Source organism: Pasteurella testudinis DSM 23072 (genome assembly GCF_900176075.1).
Classification (GTDB): domain Bacteria; phylum Pseudomonadota; class Gammaproteobacteria; order Enterobacterales; family Pasteurellaceae; genus Chelonobacter; species Chelonobacter testudinis.
The window spans coordinates 283,344-302,368 of record NZ_FWWV01000002.1 but is presented as its reverse complement, the minus strand read 5'-3'; the positions used below and the strand labels follow the sequence as shown (position 1 = coordinate 302,368).

The 19,025-nt window shown below is 49.9% G+C and carries 12 protein-coding genes and 1 rRNA gene; 7 read left to right on the top strand and 6 right to left on the bottom strand.

The annotated features are described in order from the left end of the window. Positions 1-102 precede the first annotated feature (102 nt). A 5S ribosomal RNA gene (gene rrf, locus B8880_RS02875) occupies positions 103-218 on the top strand. A gap of 259 nt (positions 219-477) precedes the next feature. Here rrf and malM read toward each other — a convergent pair. The 3 genes from malM to malK form a co-directional block, all read right to left on the bottom strand. Then, positions 478-1,335: a maltose operon protein MalM gene (gene malM / locus B8880_RS02870; RefSeq protein WP_084255907.1), complete on the bottom strand. Its 858-nt coding sequence runs from the start codon at positions 1,333-1,335 to the stop codon at positions 478-480. A gap of 87 nt (positions 1,336-1,422) precedes the next feature. Continuing rightward, positions 1,423-2,691: a maltoporin gene (locus tag B8880_RS02865; protein WP_084255906.1), complete on the bottom strand. Its 1,269-nt coding sequence runs from the start codon at positions 2,689-2,691 to the stop codon at positions 1,423-1,425. Positions 2,692-2,860: 169 nt separating this feature from the next. Beyond that, on the bottom strand, positions 2,861-3,979 hold the full coding sequence (gene malK, locus B8880_RS02860; protein ID WP_084255905.1) for a maltose/maltodextrin ABC transporter ATP-binding protein MalK: 1,119 nt from the start codon (positions 3,977-3,979) through the stop codon (positions 2,861-2,863). Positions 3,980-4,369: 390 nt separating this feature from the next. Here malK and malE point away from each other — a divergent pair, with 390 nt between their 5' ends. From malE to B8880_RS02840, 4 genes are all read left to right on the top strand, one after another. Then, positions 4,370-5,557: a maltose/maltodextrin ABC transporter substrate-binding protein MalE gene (malE, locus tag B8880_RS02855; protein ID WP_084255904.1), complete on the top strand. Its 1,188-nt coding sequence runs from the start codon at positions 4,370-4,372 to the stop codon at positions 5,555-5,557. An 81-nt stretch (positions 5,558-5,638) separates the two neighbouring features. Continuing rightward, positions 5,639-7,204, top strand: coding sequence for a maltose ABC transporter permease MalF (gene malF, locus B8880_RS02850; protein WP_084255903.1), 1,566 nt, complete (start codon positions 5,639-5,641; stop codon positions 7,202-7,204). A gap of 10 nt (positions 7,205-7,214) precedes the next feature. Further along, positions 7,215-8,105 carry a maltose ABC transporter permease MalG gene (malG, locus tag B8880_RS02845; RefSeq protein ID WP_084255902.1) on the top strand — a complete coding sequence of 297 codons (891 nt, stop codon included), beginning with the start codon at positions 7,215-7,217 and terminating at the stop codon, positions 8,103-8,105. A gap of 99 nt (positions 8,106-8,204) precedes the next feature. Further along, the gene (locus tag B8880_RS02840) at positions 8,205-10,253 is read left to right on the top strand and encodes an alpha-amylase (protein WP_418889019.1); all 2,049 of its coding nucleotides are present in this window, start codon (positions 8,205-8,207) and stop codon (positions 10,251-10,253) included. Between the two features lie 57 nt (positions 10,254-10,310). On the opposite strand, the gene malT is transcribed toward B8880_RS02840, so the two are convergent. Further along, on the bottom strand, positions 10,311-13,013 hold the full coding sequence (gene malT / locus B8880_RS02835; RefSeq protein ID WP_084255900.1) for an HTH-type transcriptional regulator MalT: 2,703 nt from the start codon (positions 13,011-13,013) through the stop codon (positions 10,311-10,313). A 196-nt stretch (positions 13,014-13,209) separates the two neighbouring features. Here malT and malP point away from each other — a divergent pair, with 196 nt between their 5' ends. Together malP and malQ are read left to right on the top strand one after the other, a co-directional pair. Continuing rightward, positions 13,210-15,606 carry a maltodextrin phosphorylase gene (malP, locus tag B8880_RS02830; RefSeq protein WP_084255899.1) on the top strand — a complete coding sequence of 799 codons (2,397 nt, stop codon included), beginning with the start codon at positions 13,210-13,212 and terminating at the stop codon, positions 15,604-15,606. 31 nt (positions 15,607-15,637) lie between these two features. Continuing rightward, positions 15,638-17,731 (top strand): 4-alpha-glucanotransferase, encoded by a 2,094-nt coding sequence (gene malQ / locus B8880_RS02825; protein WP_084255898.1) that lies wholly within the window; start codon positions 15,638-15,640, stop codon positions 17,729-17,731. 18 nt (positions 17,732-17,749) lie between these two features. Here malQ and napF read toward each other — a convergent pair whose 3' ends face one another. Further along, positions 17,750-18,325: a ferredoxin-type protein NapF gene (gene napF, locus B8880_RS02820; protein WP_084255897.1), complete on the bottom strand. Its 576-nt coding sequence runs from the start codon at positions 18,323-18,325 to the stop codon at positions 17,750-17,752. 16 nt (positions 18,326-18,341) lie between these two features. Next, the gene (gene dmsD, locus B8880_RS02815; RefSeq protein ID WP_084255896.1) at positions 18,342-18,959 is read right to left on the bottom strand and encodes a Tat proofreading chaperone DmsD; all 618 of its coding nucleotides are present in this window, start codon (positions 18,957-18,959) and stop codon (positions 18,342-18,344) included. Positions 18,960-19,025: the final 66 nt, after the last annotated feature.

Here is a 19,025-nt window from a genome sequence, read left to right as displayed (position 1 = left end):
GAATCAGATTAGCTTGTGACCGAATATGACTAACAGCAAAAGAAAAGCTGAAAGAATAAAAAATAAAGAACAGAAGAAACAAAGACAATCAAGCCGAATTATTCCGGCGGCGATAGTGCGGTAGGCCCACCTGATTCCATGCCGAACTCAGAAGTGAAATGCCGTAACGCCGATGGTAGTGTGGGGTCTCCCCATGTGAGAGTAGGACACCGCCGGATATTATTGAATAGAACAAGAGCCCTTAGTAGTGATGCTAAGGGTTTTTTGCATTTGGCGGGTGCGGATTAAGAACATGTCAGAGAAAGTGCGGTTGACTGAACTTTTAAATTGCAGGCATACCGCACTTTAGATCGAAAATTATTTTCAAAGCGCGGTTGACAGTCCTTTGAAGAAAAGTATGTTCCTTATTCTTTTTTACAGGCATAAAAAACCACCTCGAAGAGAGGTGGAAAGGGAAAATAAAAAGGCAGGTACGGCTTACTTCTTAGAAACATTGTTAATAAAAGTTTTGCGCGGAGAGGATAATCCGAGCTTTTCGGCTTCATTGACCAGATTCATTGCCCTGTCAATATCGTTTTGTTTTAAAGCATTGCGAATGGCTGTATTGAAATAGTTTTCGGTTTCTTTTTCTACCGGCTTAGTTAATGCTGCACCCGCCGCAGCTTTGGCCGTGTTACCAATAGGTTGAGAGGTTGTAGACTTGTCTTTGAAAGACGGCATTTGCATACCGATAAATTGCGCACTTTGTTTGCCGTCGACACTGATCTGAATTTTACCGTTACGGCTGTGTTTAGCTTGTAAATCGTCAATTGCCGGCGGCTGATTGCCTCTGGCTTTGGCGTAAAGTTTTGCCGGATGTGGAATCAAAGTACTACCTTGCAAATCTTCAGCTGTGGTATAAACCAGCAGATAAATATAATCTTGATTCGGTGTCGGGGTTAGGTTGAGTTCGGTACTCAAACGATTTCCTTGTAAACCGCTCTCATGGTGAAATTTAAACACGGATGAAGGGTAGGTGGCGGCTAAATTATAATTGGCATCTAACACCGCAACTGTCGGCACGAACAGCGCTTTATTGTCGATGGCGAAACTACTAATGGTAATATTTAATGTGCCTTGATTTGCCGGCAGGCGGTAAGCGGCAATCGGGCTGTGAATTGTCGCGATTGGCTGCTGATTTTCCGATAAAGTGGTGTCGGTTTGCTGTGATAAGCCGATGTCTTGCCATGGCAGTTGAGCGGCTGCCTGTGCGTTGATATTCAATTGTGCGCCGTAACCAAAAGAAGCGCAAACCAGCCCAAGCGCCAGCAGTATCGATTTAATTGGCTTTTTCATATTAACCTCATATAAAAGCAAAAAGTGAAAAGACCGCACTTTATCATGATGGCTTGTGGATTAGCGTGACAAAGTGCGGTTTGACGATTACCACCAGGCTTCGAATTGCACGCCATATACAAATTCATGATCGCTGGCTTTGCCGTATTTGCTTGGGTTTGTGATCCGATCGCCAAATTTGTCGTTCCAGTCTGCGTAAGTGCCGAAGACTCGGATTGCCGGACGCGCCCAAATGCTATCGCCGGCTTGCCATTGTTGAGCTAGAGTAACTTTTTTCAGATCATTCTTTTTACCGCTGGCTTGATCTTTGACGCGATCATAACCAAGCTCGACCAAGGTACTCATGGTATCATTCCATTTATACATCGGGCGGATACCGGCGGAGTACCAAGTATTACCTTGATTATTATCCAGATCGGTTTTTTGATAGATCAAGGCGTACATGGTTTCGACACGATCACTGAGTTTAACCACCCCTTGATTGATCAGGCGTAACATATGCCCGTTGTTATTCACCGAAGCGCCTTGTGAGTGACCGGTATTCCAAGAGGTCATTGAATCGGTTGCATATTGCACGGTGAATTTGTTAAAGCCGCCGAAGAACTCATTTTGCGTATGTTCGGCGGTCAGCATATAGCCGCGTTTGCTCGCACCGTCGGCAAATTTCACGCCGTCTTTGGTATGGGCATTACCAAAATCGACCCCGAACTCCAATTTACCGTTTTTATTGACATTTAAATCGGCTAAACGGACATCAAAGACATCATTGTAAACGTCCTTATCTTTATTGGTTTCCCACTTTTTGCTGATCTCGTTATATTCCCAAGAATAGGCGCCGGCCGGTTCGGTATTACGCGTCACCGCCAGAGACAATTTCCCGAAGCCGAGATCGATATTTTCCACCCCTGCACCGGGGCCTGAAATATCCCAATAGTAGAAGTCATTCATATGCACATCGTGGCGTTGGTAGAAACGTTTACCGGCCCAAAGCGTCGCGCCGGGTAACGAATCGGCAAAGTTTTTAAACTGCACGTTGACTTCGCGCAATGCCGGGCTGGTTGATTCCCAGTCTACCTGTTGATTCACCGAATAGGCGACGTTGGTATCCAAATAGATACTTTTTTCCCCTTGATTGAATAACTCTTGCCCCAATTTGAATTCGGTATAGGTCTCGGCTTCGTTGCCCAAACGGTATTTGGCCGGAGCACCGGTGGCTTTAAATGCGCTTTGTTCACCGCCGCCTGCCGTCCAGCCGATACCGGAACGGGCATAACCGTGGAAATCGACCGCACTTGCTGTGCCGGCAAGTAAGGTGCTGCCGATAACAACCGCGAGAAGGGTTTTTTTACTGTTCATAATGTTGGCCTCTTTTATTGGTTAAAGTTACTACATTTTCATTTGCTTATCGTCACTGAAGCGGTATCAGCGTGATAAGTCGGGTTTTACAGACAAAAGTATCCCGTCCGACTATTGATAAAACAGTCGGAATATTTAAATTTTTAATAAAAACAATAGGTTGGTTAAGCTATACGCCTATCTCTTGATGCAGCCGCCGGCAAGCGTTGCCATCTTCTTTAAACAGGTGGCAGCGCTCGGGTACAATGCCGATATCCATCACTTGCCCTTCTTCGGCTAGCACCACATCGTTTTGCCGATAAACCAGTGTCGGCTGCTTGATTTCGGGGATTTCCAGATGAATTTGGGTTTCATTGCCCAGCAGTTCGACGACGGTGACAATGCCTTTTAATTTAACCTCGGCTTGTGCCGCCGGAATCAAGTGTTCGGGACGCACGCCCAACGACAGGTTTTCGCCCACTTTCACACCGTTACCGGCGACCGGAATCCAAAAACGGTGGTGATTGGCGTCCGGCAATTCGATTTGTACCCGCTCTTGCTCCACCGCCGTAGCTTTCACCGGCAGAAAATTCATTTTCGGCGAGCCGATAAAACCGGCGACAAAGCGGTTGGCCGGATAGTGGTAAAGCTCCAACGGCTTGCCTACTTGCGCGATTCCGCCGGCGTTCAACACCACAATTTTATCCGCCAAGGTCATGGCTTCGATTTGATCATGGGTGACATAAATCATTGTGCGGTTGAGTTTTTTGTGTAATTTTGAAATTTCCACCCGCATTTGCACGCGTAATGCGGCATCGAGATTGGAGAGCGGTTCGTCCAACAGAAAAACTTGCGGCTGCGAGACCAATGTCCGTCCGATGGCGACCCGTTGGCGTTGGCCGCCGGACAGGGCTTTCGGTTTGCGATCCAACAAATGCGCCAGTTGCAAAATTTCAGCGACTTGATTAACCCGCTTGTTGCGTTCCTCTTTTTTGACACCGGCAAGTTTTAAGCCGAACGACATATTTTCCGCCACGTCCAAGTGCGGATAAAGGGCGTAAGATTGGAACACCATGCCGATTCCGCGTTTTGCCGGCGGCACATCGTTCATCAACGTGTCGCCGATATACAGTTCGCCGGAGGTAATGTCTTCCAAGCCGGCAATCATGCGCAATAAGGTGGATTTACCACAGCCGGAGGGGCCTACGAATACGACGAATTCGCCTTCTTCAATTTCCAAATTAATATCTTTGGAGATATGGATATCGCCATAAGATTTGTATATTTTGCGTAAAGAAAGACTCGACATAATTTTCCCCTGTACAGCCTTACGGCGTTTTCACCGCTTTTTATCTATTGATAACTTGATATGATTAAAATTTTATGGTCGCCAGTATGCACGGATAATGCAAGAAAAAAATCCTCCTTCAGTCGTTTTTTTAAGGGGGAGATGAAAAATGAAGCAAAATCGTAAAATATTTTTTATACCCTGATATTGTGATCAAGATCTTGTTTATCATGTTATTTTTTGTGATCATTATCGCAAAAATCGGTGTTTGTGTGATCGGGATCACTGTTTGCCGCCACAGGGAGGAGCGTGGGGGATGATGTCATTTTAGCCGTAAAAAGGGCATTATTGGCGACAATTAAGATGTCAAACACAATGCTTTTATTGTTACTCAAATTAAGGACAGTTGATATGAAAAATAAATTTTTAACACTCACCCTAAGTGCGGTTGCGGCGTTGGTGGTTTCCGGCGGCAGTATGGCAAAACTGGAAGCGGGCAAGCTGGTCATTTGGATCAACGGCGATAAAGGCTATGACGGACTGGCGGAGGTCGGTAAAAAATTTGAAGCGGACACCGGCATTCCGGTGTTGGTCGAACATCCGGATAAACTGGAAGAGAAATATCCGCAAGTGGCTTCGACCGGTGACGGTCCGGATATTGTCTTTTGGGCGCATGACCGTTTCGGCGGCTATGCCCAATCCGGTTTGTTGAGCGAATTGCACCCAAGTCCGGAGTTTAAAGATAAATTCGTATCTTTCGCTTGGGACGCGCAAAGCTACAACGGCAAAATCATCGGTTATCCGGTGGCGATTGAAGCCTTATCATTGATTTATAACAAAGATTTAGTGGCGCAAGCGCCGCAAAGCTGGGAAGAAGTCGCCGAGCTGGATGCTAAGCTGAAAAAAGAGGGCAAAAATGCGGTAATGTGGAATCTGGCAGAACCGTATTTCACTTGGCCGATTATCGCCGCGGACGGCGGTTATGCGTTTAAATATACCAATAATCAATATGATGTGAATGATATCGGTGTCAATAACGAAGGTTCGCTGCGCGGTTTGCAATTTGTTGTCGATATGGTGAAAAATAAGATTATCAATGCCGATACCGATTATGCGATCGCCGAAGCCTCATTCAATAAAGGGCAAACTGCGTTGACGATTAACGGTCCGTGGTCATGGGGCAACATTGAAAAGAGCGGTATCAATTACGGCGTAGCCGTGTTGCCGACTTTGAATGGTCAGCCGTCCAAACCGTTTGTCGGGGTGTTGAGCGCCGGTATCAACGCTGCCAGTCCGAATCAGGATTTGGCAGTCGAATTTTTAGAAAACTACCTGCTGACCGACGAAGGTTTGGATATGGTTAACAAAGACAAGCCGTTGGGTGCGGTGGCGCTGAAATCTTATCAGCAGCAACTGGCAAAAGACAGCCGCATTGCCGCCACCATGCAAAATGCGGAAAACGGCGAAATTATGCCGAATATTCCGCAAATGACCGCATTCTGGTATGCGGAGCGTAGTGCGATTATCAATGCGGTGAATCAGCGCCAAAGCGTGAAAGCAGCGCTTGATGACGCCGCCGCCCGTATCAAGGCGCAATAATCGGTTTCAACCGCACTTTATCTCCTGTCGGGTAAAGCCGTGAGGTAAAAGTGCGGTCTCTTTTTTCGGATAGGCGGTTTTATGCAACAAACGACCACACAATCTCTTTCCTCGCTGACGGATACGTCTGCGGCGGCCAAATACCTTAAATGGGGACTAATCGCACTGGTACTGCTGCTCGATTTTTATCTGGTTTCGGTGATGTATCTACAGGGCGAGATCCTGTTTGCCATTCTCACCCTGATTGTGATCAGCTCCGGCATCTATGTTTTCGCCAACCGGAAAACTTACGCTTGGCGCTATGTTTATCCGGGCATTATGGGCATGGGGATTTTCATTCTGTTTCCGTTGGTCTGCACCATTGTGATTGCGTTTACCAATTACAGCGGCACTAACCAGCTCGCCTTTGAAAGAGCGGTCAGCGTGCTGTCGCAACAGCGTTATTTTTCAGGCGAGAAATACAACTTTAAGCTGTTTGCACCAGCGGATAACCAATGGCAAATCGAAGTGACTTCGCCGCAGGGCGCAAGCTACCTGTCCGATGAGTTTGCGTTGGGAGCGGAAACAATCGTGTTAAACGCTGCAAGTGCGGTCAGCGCACAGCCTGCCGTGCCGCTTAAAACCGTGATTGAAAATCGCAATGCGCTGCAACAAAGCCGTTTGATTCTGCCGGACGGCAATGAATTGAGCATGAGTTCGCTACGTCAGTTTGCCCAACAGAGCCAGCGCTATCAGTACAACGACGAAAGCGAAGAGCTGGTTAATCTGGAAAACGGCAAACGTTATAAAGCCAATAACGAGATTGGTTTTTTCCAACTGATTGATACGCAAGGCAATTGGCAAAGCGAAACGCTGGAGCCGGGTTATACCGTCAGCACCGGCTGGAGTAACTTCGTTAAAATCTTTACCGATGACGGCATTCAAAAACCCTTTATCCAGATTTTTATCTGGACGGTGCTGTTTTCACTGCTGACCGTGCTGTTTACGGTGGTGATCGGCATGGTGCTGGCGTGCGTGGTGCAGTGGGAACCGCTGCGCGGCAAAGGCGTTTACCGTCTGCTGCTGATTTTGCCTTATGCCGTGCCGGCGTTTATCTCCATTCTGATTTTCAAAGGGTTGTTTAACCAAAGTTTCGGCGAAATCAACCTGATTTTAAACCAGCTGTTCGGTATCCGTCCGGAGTGGTTCAACAGCCCGACGCTAGCCAAAGTGATGATTATTATCGTCAATACTTGGCTGGGTTATCCGTATATGATGATTTTGTGTATGGGCTTGCTGAAAGCGATTCCGCAGGATTTATACGAAGCGTCGGCAATGGACGGCGCCAGCACTTGGCAGAATTTCAGCAAAATCACCGTACCGCTGCTGATCAAACCGCTCACGCCGCTGATGATTGCCTCGTTTGCGTTTAATTTCAATAACTTTGTGTTGATTCAACTGTTGACTAACGGTCGTCCGGATATGATCGGCACGTCCACGCCGGCAGGACACACCGATTTATTAGTCAGCTACACCTACCGTATCGCCTTTGAAGGCAGCGGCGCACAAGATTTCGGTTTGGCGGCGGCGATCGCGACGATTATCTTCCTGTTGGTCGGCGGACTGGCACTGCTCAATTTGAAAGCCACCAAGTTAAAACTGGATTAGGAGAAAAAATATGGCAATGGTGCAACCTAAATCAATGCGTTACCGTTTGTGGGCAACCCATCTGTTGTTAATCGGCTTTTTGGCATTGATCCTGTTTCCGTTATTGATGGTGATCGGCATTTCACTGCGGCCGGGCAATTTGGCGATCGGCGATCTGATTCCGCAGCAAATCTCGTGGGAGCATTGGCAGTTGGCGTTAGGCATGGAAGTGACCAATGCCGACGGCTCAATCACCAAGCCGCCGTTTCCGGTGCTGTTGTGGCTGTGGAATTCGATCAAAATCGCCGGAATAAGTGCAATCGGGATTGTAGCGCTGTCCACCACTTGCGCTTACGCTTTCGCCCGCATGAAATTCAAGGGCAAAAAGACCATTTTGCAAGGTATGTTGATTTTCCAAATGTTTCCGGCGGTGCTGTCGCTGGTGGCGTTGTATGCCTTGTTTGACCGCTTGGGAATGTATGTGCCGTTTTTGGGCTTGAACACCCACGGCGGCGTGATTTTCGCCTATCTTGGTGGCATTGCGCTGCATGTGTGGACGATTAAAGGTTATTTCGAAACCATCGATGGTTCGCTGGAAGAAGCTGCCGCGCTGGACGGCGCGACGCCGTGGCAGGCATTCCGCTTGGTATTGCTGCCGCTGTCGGTACCGATTTTGGCGGTGGTGTTTATTCTGTCGTTTATCGCCGCCATCACTGAATTTCCAGTGGCATCGCTATTATTGCGCGATGTCAACAGCTACACCCTGGCGGTCGGAATGCAGCAATATCTCTATCCGCAAAACTACCTGTGGGGCGATTTCGCGGCGGCGGCAGTGTTGTCGGCAATCCCGATCACAGTCGTATTTTTACTGGCGCAGCGCTGGCTGGTCGGCGGTTTAACGGCCGGTGGGGTGAAAGGGTAAAACGCCGTCATTTAGGAGAAAGGGCGCGATAAGCGCCCTTTTATCCGAGGAGTCAGCAATATGCAAAAACAAACATTTTCTTTGGGCTTGCTAACGTTAATGTTTTCCGGTTTATTGTCTGCGGCGAGTAGCGATTGGCAAAACGAATTGTTTCCGCTTTTTGTCGAGGACGCAGGACAAGCACTGTATCAGGCGGAAGTGGCGGCGCAAAAAGGCAGTTATTCCGCTCAGTTTTTTTTCCGCCAGCAGTGTTATCAGCCGGAAAGTGCGGTCAAACTGAATCGGGTAATCAGCTTGCAACCTTGTGACGGGCAGACGCCGGCGCCATTACGTTTATTCCGCGACGGTGATTATCATGCCGAAATTGACGGACGCAGCGGAACCCCGACTCTGAAACTGACGCTTAAAAGTGCCGGTGCAGACAATGGTACGCCATACCAATGTCCGCAGTGGGACGGCAAGGCACTGACATTGAATGTCGCGACCACCTTTCAGGACGGCGAAACCGTGCGTGATTTTTATTCCGGGCAAACGGCAGTCGTCAATAACGGACAAGTGCGATTGCAGCCGGCAAGCGATGCTGATGGGTTACTGTTACTGGAATCGGTTAATACATCGGAAAAACCGCACTTTGACTGGAAAAATGCGACCGTTTATTTTGTGATGACCGATCGTTTCTATAACGGCAATCCTGCGAATGATCACAGTTACGGCCGCAAAAATGACGGTCTGCAGGAAATTGCAACGTTTCACGGTGGCGATTTGGCGGGATTAACGGAAAAACTGGATTATTTACAGCAGCTTGGGGTTAACGCCTTATGGATCAGTTCGCCATTGGAACAAATCCACGGCTGGATCGGCGGGGGCGATAAAGGTGATTTTCCGCATTATGCCTATCATGGGTACTACCATCAGGATTGGACTCGGCTAGATGCCAATATGGGAACGGAAACGGAACTGCGCAGGTTGGTTGAACAGGCACATTTGCGCGGTATCCGTATTCTGTTTGATGTTGTCATGAACCATACCGGTTACGCTACCTTGGCGGACATGCAACGTTATCAATTCGGCTCGCTGTATTTAAAAGGCAGTGAAATTGAAACTGTTCTAGGCAAAAACTGGAGTGACTGGCGACCGGGACAAGGGCAGAACTGGCATAGTTTTAACGATTATATTAATTTTAACGATAAGCAGGGCTGGCAAAATTGGTGGGGAAAGGCTTGGATTCGCAGTGATATCGGTGATTACGACCGCCCGCATTTTGATGATTTGCGCATGTCGCTGGCTTCCCTGCCGGACATTAAAACCGAAACCGATCAAGTCAGCGGATTACCGCACTTTTATCGGCATAAAAGCGATACTCACGCAGTTGAGCTTGCCGGAGCAGTACCACGAGATTATTTGATTGACTGGCTGACCCGATGGGTGCGGGATTACGGGATTGACGGTTTTCGGGTTGATACCGCCAAGCATGTGGAGCAAAGTACCTGGTTACAGTTGAAAACGGCGGCGGTTGCGGCGTTGCGGGAATGGAAGCAGCAACATCCGCAACGCGCGCTTGACTCTGCCGATTTCTGGATGGTGGGAGAAGCGTGGGGACACAGCCTGGTAAAAAGTGACTACTTCCGACATGGATTTGATGCCATGTTGAATTTTGACTTGCAGGATCAGGCAAAAAACAGTTTGGATTGTTTTGCCAAAATTGCGCCCGTTTATCGGCAGATGAGTGAAAAATTGACGGATTTTAATCTGTTAAGCTATCTGTCGTCACATGATACCCGTCTGTTTCTGCACAGCGATGCGCTGAATGATTTGGCAAAACAAAAAACCGCAGCGGCATTATTGTTGCTGACACCGGGCGCGGTGCAAATTTATTATGGCGATGAAAGCGGCCGTGAATTTGGGCCGAGCGGTTCAGATCCGGCACAGGGCACGCGCTCTGATATGAATTGGCAACAATTGGCGCAAAGCAGTGCGCACCGGCAGTTATTACAACACTGGCAAAAACTGGCGCAATTCCGGCAGCGGCATCCGGCGGTTGGAGGCGGCAAACAGACGGATTTGTCCGCTACCGCGTATTATGCATTTGAGCGCCGCTTGGCTGATGATAAGGTGATGGTGGTCTGGGCGGGTCGGCGTGCGGATTAATACTGGGCAAATAACCGCACTTTTATGCTCTGTTCAATCATGAAAGTGCGGTCAAGATCAATTGGAATAACCCATCAAAGTCAATAAGTGGCGGGTATATTCAATCGATTCGGCGCGGTTGTTGACGCCGATTTTTTGATACAGGTTGCGAATATGGGTTTTGATGGTGGTCGGGGCGACTTGCAGCTCGGTGGAAATCTGCTCGTTGCTGTAGCCGGAATAGATTAACCCCAGCACCTGCCACTCCCGTTGGGTCAACGGGCTGATACGCAACAACTCCGGCACTTGCGGATTTTGCAGCAGTTTTTCGACAAAGGTTTCGTCAAAATGGGCGAATTTATGCCGGTAGTGCTGGTTGATACTGCGCAGGATAAATTGCGCTTTGTGGGTCAGCAGTTCATCGAGAATATTCAGTTGCAACAGTTGGCGCAGCTGTTGCGCCATGATCTCGCCCTCGATCACAAAAATACTGATAAAGTTGGTCTGTTTACTGATTTCCAACGCTTCCAACAAACTTTTTTGCGCCTCGGCGAAGTTGCCTTGTAGAAAACAGATGCGGTTATGCAGCACCAAATCTTTATTTAACTCACTGATAAAATTATAGGTTCTGGCGGTGCTGATCAGTTTTTCACTGAGGAGCAACGCATCTTGGTATTGCTGCAAGATAATGTTGGCACGCACGATATTGCGCCATTGGCGGTGGGAAAAGTGGTTGGTGTCCTGCGCCGGTTTATCGCTTTGCAGCAGCCAAGAGCGGGTTTGCTGCACCTCGTCTTTCATCTGCCAATACAACAATTCCGCTTCGTTATGGTGCGACAGCCAGTCGTTGTGATAATGGTGGGTTTGCAACAGGCTGCGTTGACGGCGTAAAATCCGCTCGGCGTTGTCCAGATTGCCGCGCGTAATCGAAATTTTCGCCAGTAAGGATAGGCACTGTAATTTATCCGCTTCGTCCGCCAACACCTGCAAGCCGGCTTCCGCCATCGCTTCGGCTTTATCCAGCGAATACCACTCCCATAAAATATGCCCTTTCAGGCGCAGTAAAAATTCATACATCGGTAGTTTTTGCAGGTGCTGTTTTTTCACCAATAGCGTGGCTTTGTCCAAAATATCATAGGCGGTTTGCAGAAAGCCTTGCGCCAGCAGAATTTCCGCCTGCTGCAACAACGACCATAAAATGTGGTGGTACGCCTGATTCTGCTGCGCCAGTTTTTCCGCCTCGCGCATCATTTTCAAGGCTTGGTTCAGCTGGCCGCGACAGTGTTGCGCTTCGCCGATCACGGCGGTGGCGACGATATGGGCGTACTGTTTTTCTTGCGGCAGGTGCTGTAATGCGGTGGTGGCAAGCTGAAGTGCGGTGTGATCATCACCGGCGTTAATCGCCACTTGCGCGCGCAGGGCGTCAAATTCCGCCTGTAGCGGCAGATCGACTGCAATTTGCTGTTGTTGTACCGCGACGGCGAATTTTTTCAGCAAACCGCCGACTTCATGGTGTTTGTGCTGGCTTTGCAGCAGCCAAGCCTTGAGCAACACCAAGCGCGGATAGGTCGCCAGTTGTTGCAACTGAACCGCACTTAGGCTCTCTTCCAGCAATTTCAGCTCGCCTTGATGATAGAGCTGCCAGCCGATTTGTTGCAGCATTGCCAGCAGCGTGTCCTGCTGCTGCAACTGCATGGCGTGATACAGCGCTTCGGTAGAATAGCCGATTTCCAGCCAAGCATCGGCGGCCTGTTGATGTAAATGCTGTAATTCGTTTTGCAACTCCAGTTCGCGGAAATGCTCTAAAAAAGAGGCGAACAACGGGTGAAAACGCCACCATTGTTCTTGCTGATCGATATTGATCGGATAGACGAATAAGCCCTGTTTTACAAGCTGATCCAAGCGCTGACGGCTGTCGGACAGACCGGTGATTTTCTCGACCAGAAATTCGTTCATCGAGCGCAGCAGCGAACAGCGCAATAAAAACAGACGGGTGTCGGCATCGAGATTGTGAAACACCTCGTCGTTCAGGTATTCGCTGATATGGTTGCTGTTGATTTTGGTGATCGATTTTGCCGCTTCGTGCAACGAGGTATTATGCTGGCGGGCGTATAAATTGACCAGCTGAAGTGCGGTCGGCCAGCCTTCGACTTGATCGCAAAGTTGGTTAACTTCATGTTGCGACAGTGATTCCTCACCTCGGTCAAGAAAAAACTGGCGGCTCTCTTCGTGGGTGAACGGCAACTGGGTGATGTCCAATTCCAACAGCAGCTCCTGCACGCGCAGATTGGCGATATTCAGCGGCGGCATGGCGCGTGAAATCAGAATCAGGGTCATATTTTGCGGTTGGTGCTTAATCCAAAATTTCAGCCCTTCGTGAATTTCATTATTATCAATCAAGTGATAATCATCAATCACCACAAAAAAGTGCGGTTTGAACTGGTTGCTTTCGACCAATAATTGGCTCAACGCCGCCAAAAAGTTGGTTTGCGCCTGATTGGCGGCGGTACTGCTTTCCTGATGGGTCGCCCGTGCCAATGCCGCGCGGAAATAGGCGATAAAGCGTTCGCTCTCATTGTCGCTTTCGTCCAACGCATACCAGCCGATATTCTGTTGGGTTTCCGCCCATTGCGATAGCAGCGTGGTTTTGCCGTAACCGGCCGGCGCGTTAATCAACACTAACGGATAGTGGCAGGCTTTTTCCAAGAGCGTCAGCAAACGGGAGCGGACAACGATATGCTGTAAACGTGACGAATGGCTGAGTTTTGACGGAATAAGCATGATTTTTCCTGCAAATATGATAAGAATAGGCTAATGATAAGAGCTATTGGCGAGGCATACAAGCGCTAACCGTTTACGCCCCGATTATCCTCCCATAAAGATTGCAACAAGGAGGAGTAAAAATCATCGGGTTATTGCATAATGGTGGCAAATCATTCGGTTACATTTATTTATTCAAATATCAGGAGACAATTTCATGTCAGCGACACAAACCCTTCCGTTCGACAGTCAACAATTTGATTCGGCGATTAAAAAACAATGTCGTTATTTAAACGTTGAAAATCCGCAGCAACTCACCCTGCAACAGTGGTACCAAGCGGTATCGCAGGCGGTGCTGGATTTATCCTATGCCGACAGCAAACCGCCGGTGTCCGGGCTGCGCCATGTCAATTATCTGTCGATGGAGTTTTTAATCGGGCGGCTGAGCGGCAATAACCTGCTGAATCTGGGCTGGTATGAGCAAGTGCGGTCATACCTGCAACAATACCAAATCGAGCTGAGCGATCTGTTGGAAGAGGAGCGCGATCCGGCATTGGGCAACGGCGGTTTGGGGCGTTTGGCGGCGTGTTATCTGGATTCGATGGCGGCGATCGGGCAACCGGCAACCGGCTACGGCTTGCATTACCAATACGGCTTGTTTAAACAGTCGTTTGCCGACGGTCGCCAAGTCGAAAGCGGCGATGCGTGGTCGCGCAATCAATATCCGTGGCAGGCTTACAGCAGCGGCAGAACCCGTCAAATCGGCTTCGGCGGCAAAAGTAAAAAACTGGACGGCGATAAATACCAGTGGACACCGGCGCTGTTGATTGAGGGCAAAGCCTATGATTTGCCGGTGTTCGGTTACAAAAACGGTGTGGTGCAACCGCTGCGCTTGTGGCAGGCGGATAACGAGCAAGTGTTTGATTTGGCGCTGTTTAACGACGGAAAATACCTGAAATCGGAAAAACAGGTGGTCGATGCCGCCAGCTTAACCAAAGTGTTGTATCCGAACGATAACCATCAAAACGGACAAAAACTACGCTTAATGCAGCAATATTTCCATTGCGCCTGTTCGGTGGCGGATATTCTGGATCGTCATTTCAGCGACGGCTACAACCTGCAACAGCTGCCGCAAAAACAGCTGATTCAGTTGAACGACACCCACCCGACATTGGCGATTCCGGAGTTGCTGCGCCTGTTGCTGGACAAATATAACGTGGCGTGGGACGAGGCGTGGGACATTTGCAACCGCACTTTTGCCTACACCAACCATACTTTGCTGCCGGAAGCGTTGGAGCAGTGGGATCAGCGCCTGTTTAAACGCCTGTTGCCGCGCCATTTCCAAATCGTGGATAAAATCAACGGTATTTTCCAACAGCAGGTGATTGAACAATTCGGCGAAGATGCCGAAATCTGGCAGAAAGTGGCGATTTTGTACGATTACCGCGTCAGAATGGCGAATTTGTGCGTAGTCGCCTGTTTTGCGGTTAACGGCGTGGCGCAAATCCATTCCAATTTAATCGTCAGCGATCTGTTCCCCGAATATCACCAACTGTTCCCGAACAAATTCCGCAACGTCACCAACGGCATCACGCCGCGCCGCTGGATTCGTTTAGCCAACCCGAATCTGGCGAATCTGTTAGACCGCACTTTAGACGGTGACTGGACACGGGATCTGGCTTTGATTGGCGGCGTGGAAAAACAGGTCAACGACAGCGGTTTCCGTGAAGAGTACCGCCGAATCAAACAGGGCAACAAGCAGGTTTTGGCGGAAGAGATCGAGCGCAGCTTGGGTTTGCGGGTTAACTGCGAGGCGATTTTTGATGTTCAAATCAAACGTTTTCATGAATACAAACGCCAGCACCTGAATCTGTTAAACATCATTCACAGCTATCAGCAGTTGAAAGACAACCCGAATATGGACTACACCCCGCGGCTGTTCGTGTTCGCAGGCAAAGCGGCGCCGGGTTACTATTTGGCGAAAAATATTATCCACGCCATCAACAACGTGGCGCAGGTGATCAACAACGACAAAAGCGTGAAAGATAAGCTGCAAGTGGCGTTTTTGCCGGATTACCGTGTCAGTCTGGCGGAAAAAATCATTCCGGCGGCGGATATTTCCGAGCAGATTTCGATGGCGGGCAAAGAGGCGTCCGGCACCGGCAATATGAAACTTGCGCTCAACGGCGCATTGACCTTGGGCACGCTGGACGGCGCCAATGTGGAGATTGCCGAGATGGTCGGCGCGGAGAATATCTTTATTTTCGGGCATACGGTGGAGAGCGTGCGCGCCTTGCTGCAAGGCGGTTACAATCCGAAAAGTTACTACAAACGCAATAAAGCGCTGAAAAGTGCGGTTGATTTCCTGCGCAAAGGCAAAGTGTGCGGCGGCGATAAAGCGATGTTCGAGTTAATGTTAAACAGTTTGTTAGCGCGCGATCCGTTCTTGGTATTTGCCGATTTCGACAGCTACGTTGCGGCGCAGCAGGCGGTCGGTTTGCGTTATTTGGATCAAGAAAGCTGGTTGAGCAGTGCGATTTTGAATACCGCCCGTTTGGGCGCGTTCAGTTCCGATCGCTCGATTCGTGACTATCAGAAACGGATTTGGCAGTAACGAATTTAGCAGAAAAAATAGGACGTGTAGCATGACAAAAAGTCGATTAGAACGGGAATTTGCCGATGCTGGCATTCAGCGCTATTTTTTTGATGAGCGCGGTTTGCGCAACTATGCGCCAAGTGCGGTCAAAAAACAGATTTTAGCCAGTTTTGGCGGCAATACGCCGCGAAATTTTGCGTCGGGTTTACTGCCACCGGTAAAGGTGTTTTACCACAACAGTCCGGCGTATTTGCGCTTAAACCAGCATACCGGACGGCGTTATCACGGCGAATGGCGGTTGCAATTGGAAAACGGCGAGTGCGTTCAAGGCAAAATCAAAAATAACGTACTTAATTTTCCGCGTGATTTGCCGCTCGGTTATCATCAATTAACCTTAAAGTGCGGTCAGCACGCTGCGGCGACGACGATTATCGTTGCGCCGCGCCAATGCTACCAACTGCCTGAAATTCAAGCCGAAAAAAAGTTGTGGGGCAGCTGCGTGCAGCTTTACACCCTGAAATCGGAAAGCAACTGGGGCGTCGGCGACTTCGGCGATTTACGGCAATTTTTAGCTGAGTTTCAGCAAAACGGCGGCGATTTTATCGGCTTGAATCCGATTCATGCGCTGTTTCCGGCGAATCCGGAAGGTGCCAGCCCTTACAGCCCGTCGTCACGCAAATGGTTGAATATTATCTATATCGACGTGGCGAGTCTGCCTGAATTTCAGCAAAGTGCGGTTGCGCAGCAATGGTATCAATCGCTAGAAATACAGCGGCAACTGGCGCAGTTGCGTGCTGCCGATTGGATTGATTACAGCGCAGTGCTGGCGCTGAAATTGCACGGCTTAAAACTGGCGTTCGCGCAGTTTCAACAGGCGGACGGCGATCAGCCGCGCCAAGCGCAATTCGAACGGTTTTTGCAAGCCGGCGGCGAAAGTCTGCGGGTGCAGGCCACCTTTGACGCGTTGCACGCCGATTTGAGCGCCCGTTTTGCCGATCAATGGGGTTGGGATTGTTGGGCGGCGGAGTATCAGGATTATCACGCCGGCGCAGTCGCCGATTTCCAACGCGAACACGGCGACGAAGTGCGGTTTTACGCTTGGCTGCAATGGTGCGCCGCCGAACAGCTTGAGGCTTGCTATCAATTTTGCCGCCAACAAAAGATGCCGATCGGTTTGTATCGTGATTTGGCAGTGGGCGTGACCCCGAACGGCGCAGAAACGTGGCTGGATAAATCGCTGTTCTGTTTAACTGCCTCGATCGGCGCACCGCCGGATATTTTAGGGCCGCAGGGACAAAACTGGGGCTTGGCGCCGATGAATCCGCATGTGTTGCAACAACAGGCGTACCGCCCGTTTATCGAGATGATCCGTGCCAATATGCAAAGCTGCGGCGCGCTACGCATTGACCATATCATGTGCCTGTTGCGCCTGTGGTGGGTGAAGTGCGGTGACAGCGCCAAAAACGGTGCTTATGTGGCGTATCCGGTGGACGATTTGATTGCGATTTTGGCGCTGGAAAGCCAACGCCAACAATGCATGATTATCGGTGAAGATTTGGGTACGGTGCCGAAAGCGATTATCAGCAAGCTGAAAAACGCCGGTATTTTTTCCTATAAAATTTTCTATTTTGAATTTGATCAAAAAGGGCAGAGCCGTGCGTTGGCGGAGTATCCGTATCAGGCGATGACCACCTTGAGCACCCACGATCTGCCGACCGTCAACGGTTACTGGCGCGGTCACGATTTTGAGTTGGGGCAGCAGTATGACGTCTATCCCGATCCGAACATTTTAGCCATATTGCAACGGGATCGGGTCAATGCCAAAGCCAAGATTTTACAGCGGCTGCGCGAGGCGGAGATTGAGATTCCGGACGGGGTGGACGAAAGTTTGCACTCCGCCTGCCCGCTGGGTTTCAACCACGATCTGCAACGCTATGTGGCGGCGGTTAACAGCGCCCTGTTCGGCTTGCAGCCGGAAGATTGGCTCGGCATGAGCGAGCCGGTCAATATCCCCGGCACCAGTACCCAATACAAAAATTGGCGCCGCCGCCTGAGCCGCAATATCAGCGATATTTTTGCCGATCCGCAGATTTTGCAACTGTTGCAGGCAGTCAAGCAAGGACGCAAAGGGCAAGCGGGTTGAGCCGCGGAAAAGTGCGGTTCAACCGGCACGGGTATGCAGCTTCAGCTCGATATAATGGGAAGGACAACGGATTTTGCATTCGCCGCAGCCGTTGCAGCGCTGCGGATCGACTTGCATTTTTCGGTGGCTACTGTCGAAAGTAATGGCGTTGACTGGGCAGCCGGTTTCGCACAGCGAGCAGCTTCTTCCCTTTTGACGCAGGCAAAGATGGCCAAAGTGCGGTCGCAGTTCGCTATCGGCGCGCACTTGCGGCGTTAAGGCGCCGGTTTGGCAGGCGTCGGTGCACTTGCCGCATAAATCGCAGCTGCAAAAATCAATTTCCAGCACCGCTTTTTGCGCCTGAATGCTGATTAAACCGTATGGACAGGCGGACACACAATCGCCGCAGCCGTTGCAGTGCTTTAAAAACAGCGGTTCGGCAACGGCTTGCGGCGGACGGGGCGCTTGGCGTTGGTAGATTTCAGTCTCGATTTGCTGCTGCGCTTTTTGACCGGCATTAAAAACCCCGCGCAACAGACCACGCCGCGAGATGTGGTTGTGTTGCATAAACGCGTGGTAGTAACGTTCGTTTTTGCCGCTCGTTTTGCTACTCATGGTGGTTATGCCCCGATTAACGATATAACCGCACTTTCGGTACGTCAAGTCGCAGCCGTTGTTGCCAGTCCGCCAACAGGGCTTGGCTGAGCAACCCCAAACCGCAGTAAAAAGTGCGGTGCTGTTCGGCGGTCAGCAGTTCTAAAAAGCGTCCCGACCAAGGAAGCAGGTGTTGCTGTAAAAATTCGCCCAACTGCTGCGGTTGGTTTTCCGCCAGCCACGCCGCCATCATCAACATCAAACCGAAATGATCTTCCGGTTCGTTTTGCGCCAAGCTCAGGCTGATGCCGTGCCGCTGCATAAAATCGCGTAGTTCCAACAACGAACTGCCGAAAATCACCGCTTCTTTATCCAGATAAACCGATCCCCACGGCGGCGCCGGCAAGGCGTTCGGCCCGATAAACAGCGCTTGAAAATCTTCGCTTAACTGTGCCTGTCCCTGCGCGATGCCTTGTGTCAGGCAATGCTGAATCTGTTCGCGTTGTGCCGCTGTCAAAAAATCGCAACCGGCCTGCCATTCGTCCTGCCGAAACAGTTCCAGCAGCGGCCGGTTTTGCGCCTGTTCCGGTGCGGTATAAAACAACGAGCCTAAAATACGGCCGAATTGGGAGATAGAAGTTTGTATCGAATCCATCGTGCTTATCATGTTAAGTGAATTGGAACTTCACTCTAACACAATTTGCCAAAGTGCGGTTGCTCT